This is a genomic window from Phyllobacterium myrsinacearum (genome assembly GCF_002980555.1).
Classification (GTDB): Bacteria; Pseudomonadota; Alphaproteobacteria; order Rhizobiales; family Rhizobiaceae; genus Phyllobacterium; species Phyllobacterium myrsinacearum.
This window is the reverse complement of sequence record NZ_PVBT01000002.1, coordinates 645787-663611: the sequence shown is the minus strand read 5'-3', so window position 1 is coordinate 663611 and position 17825 is coordinate 645787. Positions and strand designations below refer to the sequence as shown.

At 59.8% G+C, this 17825-nt stretch carries 17 protein-coding genes and 1 pseudogene; 11 read left to right on the top strand and 7 right to left on the bottom strand.

Annotated features, from left to right (window positions below; all coding sequences use genetic code 11):
* Position 1: 1 nt before the first annotated feature.
* The gene (locus tag C5750_RS09950) at positions 2 to 1150 is read right to left on the bottom strand and encodes an ROK family transcriptional regulator (protein ID WP_105733694.1); all 1149 of its coding nucleotides are present in this window, start codon (positions 1148 to 1150) and stop codon (positions 2 to 4) included.
* A gap of 314 nt (positions 1151 to 1464) precedes the next feature.
* On the opposite strand from C5750_RS09950, the gene C5750_RS09945 reads away from it, so the two are divergent.
* The 6 genes from C5750_RS09945 to pip all read left to right on the top strand — a co-directional run bounded on the left by C5750_RS09945 (position 1465) and on the right by pip (position 6866).
* Positions 1465 to 2481 (top strand): sugar ABC transporter substrate-binding protein, encoded by a 1017-nt coding sequence (locus C5750_RS09945; RefSeq protein WP_105733892.1) that lies wholly within the window; start codon positions 1465 to 1467, stop codon positions 2479 to 2481.
* 93 nt (positions 2482 to 2574) lie between these two features.
* The gene (locus C5750_RS09940) at positions 2575 to 3657 is read left to right on the top strand and encodes an ABC transporter permease (RefSeq protein WP_105733693.1); all 1083 of its coding nucleotides are present in this window, start codon (positions 2575 to 2577) and stop codon (positions 3655 to 3657) included.
* Positions 3657 to 4436, top strand: coding sequence for an ATP-binding cassette domain-containing protein (locus C5750_RS09935; protein WP_105733692.1), 780 nt, complete (start codon positions 3657 to 3659; stop codon positions 4434 to 4436). Before C5750_RS09940 ends, C5750_RS09935 begins: the two co-directional genes overlap by 1 nt.
* 16 nt (positions 4437 to 4452) lie before the next feature.
* Positions 4453 to 5142: a D-lyxose/D-mannose family sugar isomerase gene (locus tag C5750_RS09930; protein ID WP_105733691.1), complete on the top strand. Its 690-nt coding sequence runs from the start codon at positions 4453 to 4455 to the stop codon at positions 5140 to 5142.
* A 20-nt stretch (positions 5143 to 5162) separates the two neighbouring features.
* Positions 5163 to 5789 carry a nucleoside/nucleotide kinase family protein gene (locus tag C5750_RS09925; RefSeq protein WP_105733690.1) on the top strand — a complete coding sequence of 209 codons (627 nt, stop codon included), beginning with the start codon at positions 5163 to 5165 and terminating at the stop codon, positions 5787 to 5789.
* An 87-nt stretch (positions 5790 to 5876) separates the two neighbouring features.
* Positions 5877 to 6866: a prolyl aminopeptidase gene (gene pip / locus C5750_RS09920; RefSeq protein ID WP_105733689.1), complete on the top strand. Its 990-nt coding sequence runs from the start codon at positions 5877 to 5879 to the stop codon at positions 6864 to 6866.
* Between the two features lie 14 nt (positions 6867 to 6880).
* Here the strand turns inward: pip and C5750_RS09915 are convergent, their stop codons facing one another.
* Entirely contained in the window at positions 6881 to 7663 is a 783-nt protein-coding gene (locus tag C5750_RS09915) for an IclR family transcriptional regulator (RefSeq protein WP_105733688.1), read from the bottom strand.
* Positions 7664 to 7762: 99 nt separating this feature from the next.
* Between C5750_RS09915 and C5750_RS09910 the strand changes: the two genes are divergently transcribed.
* The 4 genes from C5750_RS09910 to C5750_RS09895 are packed head-to-tail and all read left to right on the top strand — an operon-like array spanning position 7763 to position 10984.
* Positions 7763 to 8530 (top strand): SDR family NAD(P)-dependent oxidoreductase, encoded by a 768-nt coding sequence (locus C5750_RS09910; RefSeq protein WP_105733687.1) that lies wholly within the window; start codon positions 7763 to 7765, stop codon positions 8528 to 8530.
* On the top strand, positions 8527 to 9456 hold the full coding sequence (locus tag C5750_RS09905) for a 2-dehydro-3-deoxygalactonokinase (protein WP_105733686.1): 930 nt from the start codon (positions 8527 to 8529) through the stop codon (positions 9454 to 9456). Before C5750_RS09910 ends, C5750_RS09905 begins: the two co-directional genes overlap by 4 nt.
* A 5-nt stretch (positions 9457 to 9461) precedes the next feature.
* The gene (locus C5750_RS09900) at positions 9462 to 10106 is read left to right on the top strand and encodes a 2-dehydro-3-deoxy-6-phosphogalactonate aldolase (RefSeq protein WP_105733685.1); all 645 of its coding nucleotides are present in this window, start codon (positions 9462 to 9464) and stop codon (positions 10104 to 10106) included.
* 2 nt (positions 10107 to 10108) lie between these two features.
* Positions 10109 to 10984, top strand: a complete 876-nt coding sequence (locus C5750_RS09895; RefSeq protein ID WP_105733684.1) for an SMP-30/gluconolactonase/LRE family protein — start codon at positions 10109 to 10111, stop codon at positions 10982 to 10984.
* A 14-nt stretch (positions 10985 to 10998) separates the two neighbouring features.
* Here the strand turns inward: C5750_RS09895 and C5750_RS09890 are convergent.
* Positions 10999 to 12100 (bottom strand): annotated as a pseudogene (locus tag C5750_RS09890) (MFS transporter).
* Between the two features lie 475 nt (positions 12101 to 12575).
* Here C5750_RS09890 and C5750_RS09880 point away from each other — a divergent pair.
* A complete protein-coding gene (locus C5750_RS09880; protein WP_105733681.1) occupies positions 12576 to 14057 on the top strand; it encodes a sensor domain-containing diguanylate cyclase in 1482 nt (493 codons plus the stop codon).
* A gap of 166 nt (positions 14058 to 14223) precedes the next feature.
* Here C5750_RS09880 and C5750_RS09875 read toward each other — a convergent pair whose 3' ends face one another.
* The 4 genes from C5750_RS09875 to C5750_RS09860 form a co-directional block, all read right to left on the bottom strand.
* Complete coding sequence (locus C5750_RS09875; RefSeq protein WP_105733891.1) at positions 14224 to 14994, bottom strand: amino acid ABC transporter ATP-binding protein; 771 nt, start codon at positions 14992 to 14994, stop codon at positions 14224 to 14226.
* Positions 14994 to 15674 carry an amino acid ABC transporter permease gene (locus C5750_RS09870; protein WP_105733680.1) on the bottom strand — a complete coding sequence of 227 codons (681 nt, stop codon included), beginning with the start codon at positions 15672 to 15674 and terminating at the stop codon, positions 14994 to 14996. Before C5750_RS09870 ends, C5750_RS09875 begins: the two co-directional genes overlap by 1 nt.
* A gap of 84 nt (positions 15675 to 15758) precedes the next feature.
* Complete coding sequence (locus tag C5750_RS09865; RefSeq protein WP_105733679.1) at positions 15759 to 16544, bottom strand: amino acid ABC transporter substrate-binding protein; 786 nt, start codon at positions 16542 to 16544, stop codon at positions 15759 to 15761.
* A gap of 185 nt (positions 16545 to 16729) precedes the next feature.
* Entirely contained in the window at positions 16730 to 17809 is a 1080-nt protein-coding gene (locus C5750_RS09860; RefSeq protein ID WP_105733678.1) for an ABC transporter ATP-binding protein, read from the bottom strand.
* Between the last annotated feature and the right edge of the window lie 16 nt (positions 17810 to 17825).

The following is a 17825-nucleotide window of genomic DNA, read 5'->3' as shown; positions in this document are numbered from 1 at the left end:
TTCAATCAACCTTTCTGAATATTTTCTGTCCGATGAGGAACCGGTCGGACAGGGCAAGGCTGGCGGCCCCGAGAGCCCTGGCATGAATGCCGACCGAGCCTTCCATGATGACGGGCAGCTCGATCCCTTCCAGATCGAATGTACCGACATGGTCGCGCACGGCATCGACGATCCGCGCGCGCACATGCGCCGGCATCCAGCCATCGATGACAGCCGCCTCGAAATCGACGACCGACGCAGCGGCAATCACCGCCTGCGCAATAGCCTTGCCCGATCGGTCGATCCAGCCATCCAATTCCTCGCCCATCGCCCCCCAATCATCGGGGGAGGTCCATAGCGGGGAGGGGTCGCGGCCAAGGCCGGTGACGATGCGCTCCAGCGCGGTGATCGATGCAATATCGATCAGCTGTTGCGTGGTTCCATCGGGACCGGGCACCGGCATGGAACCGAGCGCACCGGCATTGCCGCTCCGTCCGGCATAGAGGCTGCCATTGATGACGATGCCGCCGCCGATGAACGAGCCGATGTAGAAATAGACGAAATCATTGAGGTCTTTTGTCTCGCCGAAGACCAGCTCCGCGCCGCAGGCCGCCGTGATGTCATTCTGCAGATAGACCGGAAAATCGCAGATGGCGGCAATGGACGCCTTGATATCGGACTGGCGCCACTGATCGAGAATTGCCTGCGGCGCGCCGACGGTATCGGCCCATTTCCACAATTCAAACGGCGCCGCAATGCCAAGACCGGCGACCTTCGAACGCTGCTTCGCGTCAAGGCCATCCAGCATTGTCGCGATGCCGTCCCTGGTGAAAGCGAGGACCGAATCCGGCGTCGGGTAAGCATAGGGCATATGCAGCATGGAGCGGGTGCGCCCGAGAAAATCGATCAGAACGAGGTCGGCGCTGCGCCGCCCGATCTTGAGGCCGAGGAAGAAGGCGCCCTCGGGATTGAGCGACATGGGAATGAGCGGCTGGCCGATGCGGCCGCGCAGCGGCTCTTCGCGCGAAAGCAGCTCGTCGGCTTCCAGCATGCGCATGATGATCGAGATCGTCTGCGCCGAAAGCCCGGTCATCCGCGCAATGGCTGTTTTGGCAAGGCTGCCATGCTGGCGCAACAGCGAAAGCACGACCCGCTCATTGTGGTCGCGCATACCGCTCTGGTTTGTTCCCTGATGGAGCGGCGGCCGTGTTCCTCCCGGACCGTGGCGCTCCGATAGTCTGATGCCCAAAAGGACGTCCTCCCTGATACCGGCGCGACAATGGAACCAACGAGCAAACCTGTCAATAATAAATAAGAGTGATTTATTAATGTTGACAGCTTGGCGAGGCTGGTATTTCCTAGGGGCAGCACTTGGCCGGGAGGATAACTGTCCGAGGTGTTCATGCGAAAGTAGGGCTGCCCACCGGCGGCACGTCGCGTTACGATCAAACTCTGGGAGGTAATGACATGCGCAAAAGCATTTATCTGAAATCAACCATTCTTGGTGCCGCCGTTGTGGCTATCGCCGCCTTTGCCGCTCCGGCACAGGCTGCAGGCGTTGGTGCCTGCCTCATCACCAAGACGGACACCAATCCGTTCTTCGTCAAGATGAAGGAGGGCGCCGTTGCCAAGGCAAAGGAACTCGGCGTCAACCTCAAGACCTATGCCGGCAAGATCGACGGCGACAGCGAAAGCCAGGTGGCCGCAATTGAAACCTGCATCGCCGATGGTGCCAAGGGCATTCTCATCACCGCGTCCGACACGGCCGGCATTGTTTCATCCGTCAAGCAGGCCCGCGATGCTGGCGTTCTCGTCATTGCACTCGACACAACGCTTGATCCGATCGACGCTGCAGATGCGACATTTGCCACGGACAACTTTCTGGCAGGCGAACTCGTCGGTAAGTGGGCTGCCGGAACCTTGGGTGACAAGGCCAAGGATGCAAAAATTGCCTTCCTTGATCTGACGCCTTCGCAGCCATCCGTCGATGTCCAGCGCGACCAGGGTTTTATGAAGGGCTTTGGCATTGACGTGGGCGACGTCAACAAGATCGGCGACGAAAAAGACCCGCGCATTGTCGGCCATGACATCACCAACGGCAACGAGGAAGGCGGCCGCAAGGCCATGGAAAACCTGTTGCAGAAAGATCCCGGCATCAATGTCGTTCATACGATCAATGAACCGGCCGCAGCGGGCGCTTACGAAGCATTGAAGGCATTCGGCAAGGAAAAGGGCGTCCTTCTCGTTTCCATCGATGGCGGCTGCCCCGGTGTGAAGAACGTCGAAGCCGGCATCATCGGCGCGACCTCGCAGCAATATCCGCTGATGATGGCGTCGCTCGGCATCGAGGCAATCAAGAAATTCGCCGATACCGGCGAAAAGCCGAAGCCCACGGCAGGCAAGAGCTTCTTTGATACGGGCGTTTCCCTGGTGACGGACAAGCCGGTCAAGGGTCTCGAGTCCATCGACGTGAAAAGCGGCCTTGCCAAGTGCTGGGGCTGATCACGCCCTGATTTGACAGAAAAACCAGCAAACTGTGAGAGGACGGTGTAAAACCGTCCTCTCCGAGCTGCGCACATTTGGGGGAGCCAACCCATGAACGAAGCCAATCCGGGATCACAACCCAAGCAGGAATTCGAGCGCGTTCTGACACAGAGCGCCACAACCATCGCCAGTTTCGACGGCGAGCAGAAAAGCCTGGTCGAACGCACGCGTCATTTTCTTCATTCGAGCCCGGCAGCGGTACCGCTGATCGTCCTCGTTCTGTCACTGGCGGTTTTCGCCATCATCGTCGGCTCGCGGTTTTTCACGCCCTTTGCCCTGTCGCTGATCCTGCAACAGGTCGCGATCGTCGGCATTGTCGGTGCCGCCCAGACATTGGTGATCCTGACCGCCGGTATCGACCTTTCCGTCGGCGCGATCATGGTCCTCACATCCGTTGTCATGGGCCAGTTCACCTTCCGTTACGGATTGCCGGTCGAACTTTCCATCCTGTGCGGCGTCGCCCTCGGCGGATTGTGCGGTCTCATCAACGGCATTCTCATCGCCTATGTGAAACTGCCTCCGTTCATCGTCACGCTCGGCACATGGCAGATCTTTCTGGCAACGACCTATATCTATTCGGCCAATGAAACCATCCGCGCGCAGGATATCGAAGCCAATGCGCGCATGCTGCAGTTCTTCGGTGAAAAAATCCAGATCGGCAGTGCCACCTTCACCTATGGCGTGTTTGCCATGATCCTTCTGATCGCCATTCTTTGGTACGTGCTGAACCACACCGCCTGGGGCCGCCATCTCTACGCGATCGGTGATGATCCGGAAGCGGCGGAACTGGCGGGTGTCCGGACCAAACGCGTGCTGATTTCCGTCTACGTGCTGGCCGGTTTCATCTGCGCGCTCGCCGGCTGGGCCCAGATCGGCCGCAACGGCTCGGTATCGCCGCAGGTGGGGCAGTTCGCCAATATTGAATCCATCACCGCAGTGGTGATCGGCGGCATGTCGCTCTTTGGCGGACGCGGCTCCATCCTCGGCATGCTCTTCGGCGCGCTGATCGTCGGCGTGTTCTCCTTCGGCATGCGCATGTACGGCACCGATGTCCAATGGACCTATCTGATGATTGGCGTCCTGATCATCACGGCCGTGGCAATCGATCAGTGGATCAGAAAGGTAGCAGGCTGATGACACAGCAACCCATTCTCACCGCCCGCGGTCTGGTCAAGCGGTATGGCCGCGTCACCGCGCTCGATCATGCGGATTTCGATCTTTATGCCGGCGAAGTCCTCGCCGTCATCGGCGACAACGGCGCGGGAAAATCCTCGCTGATCAAGGCGATATCCGGCGCGGTTCATCCCGATGAAGGCGAAATCACGCTGGACGGCAAGCCGATCCATTTCCGCTCTCCCATGGAAGCGCGCGATGCCGGGATCGAAACCGTCTATCAGAACCTTGCCCTGTCGCCGGCACTCTCCATCGCCGACAACATGTTTCTCGGCCGCGAAATCCGCAAGCCGGGCATTCTGGGCAGCTGGCTGCGCATGCTCGACCGCAAGACGATGGAAAAGCAGGCCCGCGACAAGCTGACCGAACTTGGCCTGATGACCATTCAGAACATCAGCCAGGCCGTCGAGACCCTGTCGGGCGGCCAGCGGCAGGGTGTTGCCGTGGCGCGTGCGGCGGCCTTCGGCTCCAAGGTCGTCATCATGGACGAGCCGACGGCGGCGCTTGGCGTCAAGGAGTCACGCCGCGTTCTCGAACTCATCCAGGATGTGAAAAAGCGCGGATTGCCGATTGTGCTGATCTCGCACAATATGCCACATGTTTTCGAAGTGGCGGACCGCATCCACATTCACCGGCTTGGCAAACGCCTTTGTGTCATCGACCCGAAGGAATACAGCATGTCGGATGCCGTGGCATTCATGACCGGCGCCAAGGAACCACCCGCCAGTCTTGCTGCATGAAGGGCAGAATTGAAAAATGAAACGTTCAGAAGTCAACGCGATCATCCGTGAAAGCGACAAGTTCATCCGCTCCTTCGGCTATGTCATGCCGCCTTTCGCCTACTGGTCGCCGGAAGAGCTGAAGGCCCGCACGTCAAGCGATTCCAGGGCCATTCTTGATGCCAGGCTCGGCTGGGATATCACCGACTATGGGCAGGGCAAATTCGATGAACTCGGCCTGTTCCTCTTCACCACCCGCAACGGCAATCAGGCGGACCTGAAAAAGGGCGGCGGCATGCTCTATGCGGAAAAGATCATGATCTCGCGCGAGAAGCAGCTCTCGCCGATGCACCGTCATATCGTCAAGGCCGAGGACATCATCAACCGCGGCGGCGGCACGCTCGTGCTCGAGCTGTTCAATTCGAATGCCGATGGCAGCGTCGACGAGAAGACCGATGTGGACGTGGCAACCGATGGCCGTATCGTCAGGCTGAAAGCCGGGGGCCTCCTGAAGCTGCAGCCGGGCGAAAGCGTCACGCTGCTGCCCGGAAACTGGCATGCATTCTGGGGCGAGGGCGGCGACGTCCTGATCGGCGAGGTTTCCACGGTCAATGACGACCTGACCGACAATATCTTCCGCGAGCCCATCGGCCGCTTCTCTTCCATTGAAGAAGACGAGGCACCGGTGCATCTTCTGGTTTCCGATTATGACAAATGGCTTGCCTGAGCCATCCCGCGGACAGCACAATGATTATAGCGATCGATGACCTGGTGACGGCCATTCTGGCCCGCGCCGCCGAAACCAAACGTTTGATCGTTGCCATTGCCGGCCCTCCCGGGGCCGGCAAATCCACGGTTTCCGCCGCTCTTTCCACGGCAATCAACGCGCGCGAAGCCAATGCGGCCGTCGTGGTTCCCATGGACGGATTCCATCTCGACAATGCCATTCTCGATGCGCGCGACCAGCGCAAGCGCAAGGGATCACCGCCGACATTCGATTGTGCCGGCCTGGAAGTGCTGTTGAAACGCCTCAGGGCAGGGGAAGACAATGTCGTCATTCCCCTCTTTGACCGCAAGCTTGATCTTGCGCGGGCGGGCGCTGCCGTCGTCAGCGGCGATCAGCGGATTCTGCTGGTCGAGGGGAATTATCTCCTTCTGGATCAATCGCCCTGGGACCGGCTGGCGCCGCTTTTCGATCTCACGGTATTCCTGCAGGTGGACCGTGTCGAAATGGAAAACCGTCTGGTGCAGCGCTGGCTTGGCTTTGGCTACAATGTCGGCTCGGCGCAACAGCGTGCCCTGTCGAATGACATTCCCAATGCCGACCTCGTGCTCTCCGCCTCGCGTCCGGCTGATTTCACCGTCATCAACTAGAGAAAGCTGTCATCTTGATGTAACAGGGAAAGGACAATGAGCTGTCCTTCCCCGGCGAGCGCAGATTCGCCACATGCAGGCACGACAATGAACAGCCCCTATCCGGAGATTGAACCTTACGACCACGGCATGCTCGCCGTTGGCGACGGCAACGAAATCCATTGGGAAGCCTGCGGCAATCCACTGGGAGTTCCGGCCCTCGTGCTGCATGGCGGGCCGGGTTCAGGCTCATCCGCAAACGCGCGGCGTTTCTTCGATCCTGGGCGCTACCGCATCATCCTGTTCGATCAGCGGGGCTGCGGACGCAGCATACCGCATGCCAGCGATCCCCAGGCCGATATGTCCGTGAACACGACGGAATATTTGTTGAGGGATATCGAATGTTTGCGCGCGCATCTTGATATCGGGCATTGGCTCCTGTTCGGCATATCATGGGGCTGTACGCTCGGGCTTGCCTATGCCGAGGCGCATCCGGAGCGTGTCCTGGCTTTGGTGGTGGCAGGGGTGACCACGACGCGGCGATCGGAGATCGACTGGCTCTATCGCGGCATCGCTCCGTTGTTTCCCGAGCAATGGGCCCGTTTCCGGCGCGGTGCCGGGCTGGACACCGATGAGCCCGATGCCGATCTTGTCGCTGCCTATTATCGCCTGCTGAACGACGCGGATCCCGCCATCCGGTTGCAGGCGGCGCGCGACTGGCATGCGTGGGAGTCCGCGTCTATCCTGGTTGATCCCGCCGCAAAATTGTCACCGAAATGGTCGGATGACCGCTATATCCTGGCGCGCGCCCGTATCATCACCCATTACTTCCATCACAATGCCTGGCTCGAAGACCGTATTTTATTGAACAAAGCCAGCCTGTTGCAGGGAATTCCTGGCACCATGATTCAGGGCCGTTTCGACCTTGAGGCGCCGCTCGTCACCGCGTGGGAGCTATCGAAGGCCTGGCCGGATGGCGCGCTTGTCATCGTGCCCAATGCGGGTCATTCCCCAACCAGTCCCGGCATGACGGACGCCATTATCGCCGCAACGGACCGGTTCGCCCGCGGGGCGTCAAATGGCGCAGCCGGCATTTGAATACACACGAGTGCTCATGCGCGCGGTGAAAGTTGCGTTGCCATATTTGCCATGATGGCGGCAGCCGCGGCGCGGGTAATGCCGGCCCAGGACCGCAAGATGTCCGGTGTTATGCGGTAGGCGGGGCCGGTGACGGAAATGCCCGCAACAAAATGCCGGTTATGGGAATGGATCGGCGCGGCAACGCAGCAAATATCCGTCTCGTGTTCTTCGCGGTCATAGGCATTGCCCTCCGCCCGGATTTGCGCGATTTCCTGTTGCAACGCCCCGGCATCGGCCAGCGTGCGCGGCGTAAACCGCCGGAACTCGATCTGCGCAATGCGGGCCTGAAGCTCGTCGTCGGGCAGGGCGGACAGGGCAGCCTTGCCGACGCCGGTGCAATAGACCGGGGCGGTATTGCCGATCTGCGAATACATGCGCACGCTCTGGCGGCTTTCGACCTTGTCGAGATAAATCACTTCGATTCCGCGCAACACGCCCAAATGAACCGTTTCACCGGTCTGTTCATGCAGTCTCTGCAGATGGGGTTCGGCAATCGTGCGAAACTCATTGCCCGCCCAGGCCCTGGAAGCGAATTCGAGCAGGCGAAGACCAAGGCCGTAGGAATGATCCCGGTTCAGCTCAAGAAGCCCTTCCTCGACCAGATTGGATATTTGCCGATGCAGCGTACCGCGCGGCTGGTCGGACAGTTTGAGCACATCGGTGAAGCGAAGCGGCACGGGCGATGAGGCGATGATTTGCACAACCTCAAGTGCCTTTCCCAGCGTCCCCGTTGAATTTTCCCGCGTCTTGCCCATTCAATCACAACCACCTCTTGACTTTCGGCACCATAGGATGACTATTCTATATAGTCAAATCAAGTTCCGTATAATGGAACATTGCAGCGAGATTCTTCCATGATGCCCTCGGCGATTTTCCCCGACCTGAAAGATCGTTCTGTTCTGATCACCGGGGGAGGGTCGGGAATTGGCGCTGCCTTGACGGAAGGGTTCGTGCGCCAGGGTTCGCGCGTTGCCTTCATCGACATTGCCGATGAGGCTTCGCAGGCGCTGGCAGAGCGGCTCGGCCGCGAATATGGCAACCGGCCGCTCTATCTCAACACGGACCTGCGCGATATCGAGGCGCTGCGTGCCTCGGTCGGTAAGGCCACCGGGGCCCATGGCCCGGTGACGGTGCTTGTCAACAATGCTGCCTGGGATGACCGGCACGACATCGATGAGGTGACCGCCGAGTACTGGGACAAGAACCAGTCGATCAATCTGCGTCCGCAGTTCTTTGCCGCGCAGGCGGTTGCGCCGGGCATGCGGCAGGCGGGCGGCGGCTCCATTGTCAATTTCACCTCGACATCCTTCATGATCAATCAGGGTAACTTTCCGTCCTATACCGCTGCAAAGGCTGGAATAATCGGCCTGACCAAGGGCCTTGCCGGGCGCCTCGGGCCAGAAAACATCCGCGTCAATGCCATTGCGCCGGGATGGGTCATCACCGAACGCCAACGCGACCTCTGGGTGACGGAAGACGGCCTGAAATCCCACATCGCCAAACAGGTTCTCAAGGAAGAGATCCAGCCTGGCGACATGGTCGGCCCCTGCCTGTTCCTTGCATCCGATGCGGCCCGCATGCTCACCGCCCAGACATTGATTGTCGATGGAGGCTATCTGTGACCACCGCTGCAACTTACGCCGTTGCCGACTGGGGAACGAGCCGCTTCCGCCTATGGCTTCTCGACCATCAGGGCCATGTCGTCGCCGAGCGGCGTTCGGACGATGGTCTGGACACCTCCCGCGCGCGCGGTTTCGCCGAAACGCTTGAGGATCATCTTGCCAGCCTGCGCGCACCGGCGGATTTGCCGGTCATCATCTGCGGCATGGCCGGTTCGCGCCAGGGTTGGGTTGAGGCCAATTACGTCCCGGTTCCGGCGGATCTGACCGCCATTCTCTCGGGGGCGGTGAAGATTGCGGGCATCGCGCGCGATGTGCGCATCATTCCCGGCCTGTCGCAGTCGGGCAGCGCGCCCAATGTGATGCGCGGGGAGGAAACCCAGCTGCTGGGTGCCACGCTGGCGCGCAATCTGCGCAGCGGCCTCGTGGCGATGCCCGGCACGCATTCCAAGTGGGTCGAGCTGGACGAGGGCAAAGCAACCTCATTTTCCACCTTCCTGACCGGCGAGCTTTATGCGCTTCTGGCCGGGCATTCAATCCTGCGGCATTCCATCGGCAACGCCGCGGAAACGGTGACACCGGACCACCCCCAATTCACCGCGGGGCTTGAACTGATGCTTGGCGGCAACCGGCGCATGCTGGGTGAACTTTTTGGCATCCGCGCGGCGATGCTGCTGGACAATCTGCCGCCGGAGGGTGCTGCGTCGCGCCTGTCCGGTCTGCTCATCGGAACGGAAATTGCCGGGGCCAGGGAAAAGTTCGGCATCTCGGCCACCGTCACGCTCGTCGCGTCGGGCACGATGGCAGCGCTTTATGCCAAAGCCATGACCGCTGGCGGCCTGACCTTCGATATCGTCGACGCCGATGAAGCGGTGCGCAAGGGCCTGTTCGTTGCCGCATCACAGCTTTGGCCAGCCCAAAAAGGATAATTTCCATGTCCCAATCGTCCGCTCCCTGGCCGAAACTCAAGCGCGATCTCATCGCCATCCTGCGCGGCGTCAAGCCGGATGAAGTGCTGGCCATCGGCGAAGAACTGGTCAAAGCCGGTATCGATGTCATCGAGGTCCCGCTGAATTCACCCGAACCATTCCAGTCCATCGAGCTTCTGGCGAAGACACTGCCATCCCACGTCCTGATCGGGGCAGGGACCGTGCTTGACCCCGCCGACATTGCGCGGCTCGATGCGGCCGGCGGCCGCCTGATGATCAGCCCCAATGTCGATGCAGCCGTGCTGGCGGCTGCCGCCCGGGCCGGGATGGTCACCATGCCCGGCGTATTCACGCCGACGGAAGCGCTGGCCGCCTTGAAGGCCGGCGCCTCGGGCCTCAAGTTTTTCCCGGCAAGCGTCCTTGGACCGGACGGCATCAAGGCGATCAGTGCCATTCTGCCGAAGGGAACGGTCATTGGCGCTGTGGGCGGTGTCGATGAGAACAGTTTTGCCGCCTACGCCAAAATCGGGGTTCGCACCTTCGGCCTCGGTTCAAGCCTGTACAAGATCGGCGTATCGTCTTCCGATGTCGCCGAACGGGCAAAGGCCACGGTCGAAGCCTATGACCGCATCTTTCCCGTCGGAGCCTGACCATGGATCAGCCGAAGATCAGCATCCTCTACGACGTGCCCTGCGAACTGGGCGAAGGCCCCGGCTACGATCCGCTGACAGGCACGATCTGGTGGTTCGATATCGTCACCGGCCGGCTTTTCGAGAAGCCGCGCGCCGGTGGTCCGGCGACAATCCACCCGCTCGGCCAGATGGCGAGCGCGCTCGCGGTGATCGATGCGGACCGCCAGTTGATCGCGACGGAAACCGGCCTGTTCATCCGCGACCGCAAGACCGGGCACACCGTCATGCACCAGCCCATCGAGGCGGATAATCCGGTGACCCGCTCAAACGATGCCCGCGTCCATCCGGCGGGCGCCTTCTGGATCGGCACCATGGGCAAGAAATCGCAGAAGGGGGCAGGATCGATCTATTGGTACCGGGAAGGGCAGCTGCGCACCCTTTTCACCGGCATTTCGATCACCAATTCGATCTGCTTCTCGCCGGACGGGCGCATCAGCTATTTCGCCGATACCACCCGCAACATCATCTGGCGGGTTGATACGGACCCGCAGACCGGTTTGCCCGTGGGCGAACCTGCGGTCTTTTACCAGCACAAGGACGCCGGCGGTATCGACGGATCCGTCGTCGACCGCGACGGCAATCTTTGGAATGCCTGCTGGGGCCGCTCGCATATCGATGTCTATTCGCCCGATGGCAAAAGGATCCATTCGATCGCAACCCCGGCACGGCAACCATCCTGCCCGGCGTTCATCGACGCCGACTCCGCAACCCTGGTGATCACCACCGCCTATCATGACATGACGGAAGCGGAGCAAAAATCCGATCCCAACGCCGGCAAGACATTTCTGATCGAACTGGCCGGGAAGGGGCGTTTCGATCCGCCCGTGCGGTTGTGACAATCTTGCCCGCCTCAATCTGAAAGATCGCGTGGTAGATATGCTTGCCTGCCGAATAAGACCATGATGACGAAACCGGCTGCTGGAAAGGCAATGGCCAGAAGCACCCAGCCCGGCCAACCCCAACCAACGAGCAGAGCCGTGAGCAGAATGGGGCCGAACATTTCAGCGGCCGCAGAGCTGATGTTGAAGAAACCCTGATATTCGCCTTCCAGTCCCGGCGGCGCCAGCCGGAAGCTCAGATCCCAGGCTCCGGCCATGTGCATCATTTCACCCAACACATGCAGCAAGGCTGCCAGCAGAGCGAGCACCACCGTCAGCCATACCGCCGACGGCATGGCCATTGCCGCAAATAAGAAACAGGCCGCACACAACAGAAGCGTGGCAAAAAAGATGGACCTGCGCGCCTCGCAAGCATTGGTGACCCGGCGTGCCAGCCCCACCTGCATCAACATGACACTGACCGTGTTCAGGCCATAGAGGACTGAAGCGATCCAAAGCGGTGCATGGGTGTGCAGGGCAATCCACAGGGGCAGAGCCATGTTCAGCAGAGGAATATAGAGAAGAATGACCGTGTTGAGCAGCGTCAGAACCACGTAGGGCCGGTCCCTCAGCACAGTGAGCGAGGAGCCTCTTTGAGCGGAGGCAGTCCTAGGCATTACCGATGGCAGCAACCGATAGGCGGTGGCAGCCGCGAGGGAAATGGCCCCGCCAAGGGCAAAGGCCAGCCGATAGGCCGCAATTGCCAAGCGCACGCAGATACGCGCTCGTTTGCGTGCGCTGGCTGGCGTCAATAAAGGTCGCTATCATCGCCATGTGCGCGGTCATGGCGCCACGCAGACATGCGGCAAAGCAGCAGGCGGTTATGATAAAGGCCGTGAACCCGCTAACCAGCAGGAAAATCCAGTCGCTGATGCCGGCTCCAACGGTCAGCCACGCCGCAATGTTGCGCGCGTTCCAGCGATCGGCAAGAATGCCGAAGGGCAACGGCACGAGCAAGCTGACAAGCCCGGCAAGCGTGAAGCCAAGGCCTATTTCGAGGGGCGCCAAACCGGATGCTCTGGAAAAGAACAAGGCAGAACTGGAAAAATACACACCGGCGGCGACGGCACCCATCGTCTGGGCGATCGCAAGCCCGCGAACCGTCCTGTCCGCGGGCAAGATGGGCGACGGGAAAACGCCGTGTTTCAACCGGTTTTCTGGCTATCGCCACATCGTGAGGTCACCCCCGGCTGCCGCGATACCGAAGTGCAACCAACAGCTATGGCTACCGGAGCCTCTCCATCGCCTCTCGCAAGTGCACAGGCAGGGTTTGTCATCATCATCCTCCATTGGATTATCCCCTGCACAAAAGCCTACATCAGATCAAACTGACTGAAAACTAGACCAACGGACTAGAGGCGGCCGGGAAGGGGTGGCTGGACCTCCTGTGGGCCGATATCTGCCGCGCCGATGCGTGTTTCCAGACACATATCAGCGGGAACCGTTGCAATTTGCAGCGAACTCAACTTGAGGTAGTTGACAATGGCTGCAAAGCTGCCAATCAGGCGGGAATATTAACCATATTCCTCCGGCCGGGAGATTGAATTCGATGGACAAGTTGAATTTGCATCAGGACGACATAGACGCATTTGATCTTGCCCCCATTTCCCTCTGGCTGGAAGATTTCAGCGCGGTCCGGACATTCTTCGAGTCGCTCCGGCAAGCCGGTGTCGGCGACATCGCATCCTATTTGCGGGAGGATGAAAACCGGGTGCGCGATTGCGCGCGGCTTATCCGCGTCATCAAGGTCAACAGGAAGACGCTGTCGCTGTTTGAAGCTGCTGATTTTAGCGAGCTTGTCGCCAATCTCGGCGCCATTTTCCGCGACGACATGCTGCAGACCCATGTGCAGGAGCTGGCGCAGCTTTGGCAAGGCAAGGGCGAATTTTCCAGCGACACCGTGAATTATTCACTGTCCGGCAAGCGGCTCGATATCCAGCTGCGCGGCAAGGTCCTGCCCGGATATGAGACAAGCTGGGACAAAGTCCTGATCTCCATCGAGGACGTGACCGACCGGGAAGAGGCCAGACGCCAGCATGCGGCAAGCCAGCGCTATGCCGAAGGGCTCTTTGAGCATTCTCCCGTATCGCTGTGGGTCGAGGATTTCAGTAAGATCAAGAAGCTGCTCGACGGGCTGCGCAACCGCGGCATTGAAGACTTCCGGGTTTTCACCGATGTTCATCCGGAATTCGTCCAGCAATGCGCCAGCGAAATCCGTGTCATTGACGTCAACCGGGAAACGCTCAAGCTGTTTCAGGCGCCGGACGCCATGACCTTGCTGCGCCGTTTGCCCGATGTGTTCAAGGACGAGATGAACGTGCATTTCCGCGAGCAGCTGATCGACCTGTGGAACGGCAAGCTGTTCCATCAACGGGAGACGGTCAATTACGCGCTCGACGGATCCGAACGCCATGTCCTTCTGCAGTTTTCCGTGTTGCCCGGGCATGAAACGGACTGGTCACTCGTTCAGATATCGCTGACAGATATCACCGCGCGCAAGAAAGCCGAGGCCTATCTCGAATATCTGGGCAAGCACGACGTGCTGACGCGCCTGCACAACCGCGCTTTCTACGTCGACGAGTTGAACCGGCTGGAGCGGCGCGAGTTCTTTCCGGTCTCCATCATCATTCTCGATCTCAACGGGTTGAAGACCACCAATGATCAATGGGGACACGGTGTCGGCGACGGGCTCCTGCGCCGGGCCGGCGAAATCCTCAGCGAAGCCGTGAAACCGCCGCACTATGCGGCGCGGATCGGCGGCGATGAATTTGCGGTGCTTCTGCCGGCAGTCGATGAACCCGGTGCGGTGGCGGTCGTCGAGGAAATTGTCAGCCTGATCGAGATCAACAACCAGTATTATTCCAATATTCCGCTGAGTTTTTCGATCGGCTGGGCGACCAGTGCCGCCGGCGAGAAACTGGAAGCCGTGGCAAAGCGCGCCGACCTGCAGATGTACCAGGACAAGCGGCTGCGGTATTCGACCGGTGAAACCGGCTGGCGCAGCGGTGCGCCGGTGCATGAACAGAGCTGATCGCCTTGGCCATTGTCAGGAAATATCTGCATGATGGCAGCAAGAGGTAGTTCCATAACTACTCTTATGCGATTTTTGTAGCGATTTCCCCGGCAAGCCGGCAGACTGGTTTGGCGTCCAGTGGACGATCAATGTTCCGACAGACGTCAAACCGCCCTGACAGTTCTCAAATACCCTCGCCGTGCATATGGCCCTCATGGGTCAGCGTCGCGATGAAGCGTTTGGTGCGTTCCTGCTTCGGCTGGGTGAAGATATCGTGCGACGTGCCGGTCTCCACGATCACGCCGCCATCCAGCACGATGGCCTGATTGGCGATGCGCGAGGCCAGGCGCAGATCATGCGTTGCCATGACCATGGTCGTTCCCTCGCGCGCGAGCTGGGCGAGCACATCGACGACTTCACCCGAGAGTTCGGGATCGAGCGCCGATGTCGGTTCGTCGCAGAGCAGGATTTTCGGCGATGGTGCCAGTGCGCGCGCAATGGCGACGCGCTGCTGTTGCCCGCCGGAAAGCGTTGATGGCCAGACGTCCGCCTTGTGCGCAAGGCCAACCTTGTCGAGCAGGGCCATGGCCCGTTCCCGCGCCCTCTCCTTCGGCCATTTCAGAACGGTCGTCAGACCCTCCGTGACGTTCTCGATCACGGTGCGATGCGGAAACAGCTGAAAGTTCTGGAACACCATGCCCGAATGCCGGCGCACCAGCTGGATGGACTTGGTGGTCACCTTGACGCCGGGCTGGAAATCCAGCCGGTCACCGTCAATCTCCACGGAACCGGCAGTGGGAATTTCCAGGAGATTCATGCAGCGCAGCAAGGTGCTCTTGCCGCCGCCGGAGGGTCCGACCAGCGCCATGACCGAGCCTTCCGCAATGCTCAGCGAAACGTTCTTGAGGACGGTGAGATCGCCGAAACGCTTCTCGATATGCTTCAGTTCAATCATCATGACCGTGCCTCCAGAAATCCGCCATAACGATTGAGACGCTGTTCGAGCCGCGCCTGCAGGGAAGAGAGAACCGAGCTCAAGATCAGATAGATGATCGCTGCCTCCACATAGAGGATCAGCGGCTCATAGGTGGTGGCAACGATGCGCTGCGCCGCCTGAAACATCTCCGGAACGGTGATGGCTGCGGCCAGCGATGTATCCTTAACGAGGGAGATGAAGGTGTTCGACAGCGGCGGCACCGCCACGCGCGCCGCCTGCGGCAGGATGGTGCGGCGCATGGCCTGCGACCAGGTCATGCCGATGGAATAGGCTGCCTCCCACTGCCCGCGCGGCACGGACGAAATCACGGCACGCAGGATTTCCGATGTATAGGCGCCGATGTTTAGGGTGAAGCCGATCAAGGCGGCGGTAAAGGCGTCGAGCACGATGCCGGCACTGGGAAGCCCGTAGAAAATCAGGAACAGCTGCACCAGCAGCGGCGTGCCGCGGATGATCCAGACATAGAACTTGACAATGGCGGCAAATGGCCAGGCGGCGAAGAGCCGGACAAGCGCGGCAATCAGGCCAACCGCCAGCCCGAGGACAAAGGACAAGAGCGTCAGAGGAATGGTGAAAATCAGCCCGGCCCACAGGAGCGGCCCGAGAGATTCAAGCATAAGTTCCAGCCAATGGGGCAAGGCTGTATCTCCCTCAAAGGAAAAGGCAGGGAGTTTGATCCCCCTGCCCTGTTAGAGCGTACTTTTTTCCGGGCGTAAACAGGCTTACTTCGAAACGTCCTGGCCGAAATACTTGTCGGCGATCTGCTTGTATGTCCCGTCAGCCTTGATGGTCTCAAGCGCCTTGTTGATGGCGGCAAGCAGGTCCGGTTCACCCTTGCGGATGATGATGCCGGAGAAATCGGCATTGTCCTGGGTTGCGGCGATCTTCACATTGGCGTCCGGCTTGTGCTTCTTGAAATCGAGGAAGGACAGGCTGTCATTGACCGTCGCATCGGCGCGTCCGCTGAGCAAAAGCTGGATTGACTGGTCAAAACCGTCGGTGCCGACAAGCTCCGCGCCATTGCTCTGGGCGATCTTGCCGAAATTGCTCGACAGCGACTGCGCGGATTTCTTGCCCTTGAGATCAGCGAAGGACTTGATGTCCGTGTTGTCGCCCTTGGTGATCAGCACGGCCTTGGAGGCGATATAGGGTTCGGAGAAATCATACTTCGCCTTGCGGGCTTCGGTGATACCGACCTGATTGATGACCGTGTCATAGCGCTTGGCATCGAGCCCGGCGATCAGGCCATCCCACTTGCCTTCGAGGAACTCAGCCTTGACGCCGAGGTTCTTGGCAATGGCTTCGCCGATTTCCACGTCGAAGCCAACCAGCTTGCCCGTGGTGTCGTGATAGGTGAACGGCGCATAGGTGCCTTCCGTGCCGATCTTGAGCACGCCGGCCGTCTTGATCTGTTCAAGGTTGGATTGCGCCTGCGCCTGGGTTTGCATCGGCACAATTGCCAGAGCCTGCAGAGCGCCAACGACGAGTAGGGATTTGAGCCAGTTCATTTTTTGTTTCCATCCTGAGTTTCCAAGCCTTTCGGCGGATGATTGGAAAATGTCACTTTGTCCTAAGCATGCACAGGCACTATTCGCTGTCATCAAACGCGAATTTGTGAATTTAATACCACAAATAGCGGGTACAGGAAAAAATAATTCCTCGCCTGAAAGACCCGCAGCGCCATGTTTCCCTGTCAGGCCGCCGGATCAATCCTCTGCCCTGTTGCCGGGTTGAAAACATGCACGTCGCCCGCGCGGATTCCGATGCGCATCGCATCTCCCGGCTTGCGGTCGGTCCGGCCCATTGCGTAGATGCAGACCTGCACGTCAGCCAGGGTGGTGTAGAACTGCGTCGACAGCCCCAGAGGCTCGATGACCTGGATCTTGACTTCCAACGCATCCGAACTGCCGACCTCGATGTTCTCCGGACGGATGCCGAGGGTTATCCGCTCGCCGTCTTCAACGGGCAGTTCCGCATTGAGGGCAATTGTCTGGCCATCGCTCAGTTGCGCCTCGACCTTGACATCCCTGCGGTTGACGACTGCAGGCAGGAAGTTCATGCCGGGCGACCCGATAAAGCCCGCCACAAAGAGATTGGCCGGGTGGTCGTACAGTTCGAGTGGCGTGCCGACCTGCTGGATCACCCCGTCATGCATCACCACGATGCGGTCGGCCATGGTCATGGCTTCCACCTGATCATGGGTGACATAGACGGATGTCGTCTTCAGCTGCTGATGCAGCGCCTTGATCTCGGTGCGCATGTGGACGCGCAATTTTGCGTCGAGATTGGACAACGGTTCATCGAAGAGAAACACCTGGGGATCGCGCACGATGGCGCGGCCCATGGCCACGCGCTGGCGCTGGCCGCCGGAAAGCTGGCGCGGCAGGCGCTGCAGGAAGACATCGAGACCGAGCCGCTTGGCGGCCGCCCCGACGCGGTCGAAAACCAAATCCTTGGCGGTTTTGCGCAATAGCAGGCTGAAACCCATGTTGGATGCCACATCCATATGCGGATAGAGCGCATAGGACTGGAACACCATGGCGATATCCCGGTCTTTTGGGGCGACGTCATTGACGACGCGCTCGCCGATACGGATTTCCCCGGCGGAGATTTCCTCCAGCCCGGCGATCATGCGCAGCAATGTCGACTTTCCGCACCCGGACGGGCCGACGAGCACCACGAATTCGCCGTCGGCGATGGAAAGGTCCACGGCGGACAGCACGTTCATCGCGCCATAATTTTTCTGAACATTGGTAATGGTGACGGAAGCCATGAGCTTATCTCTTTCG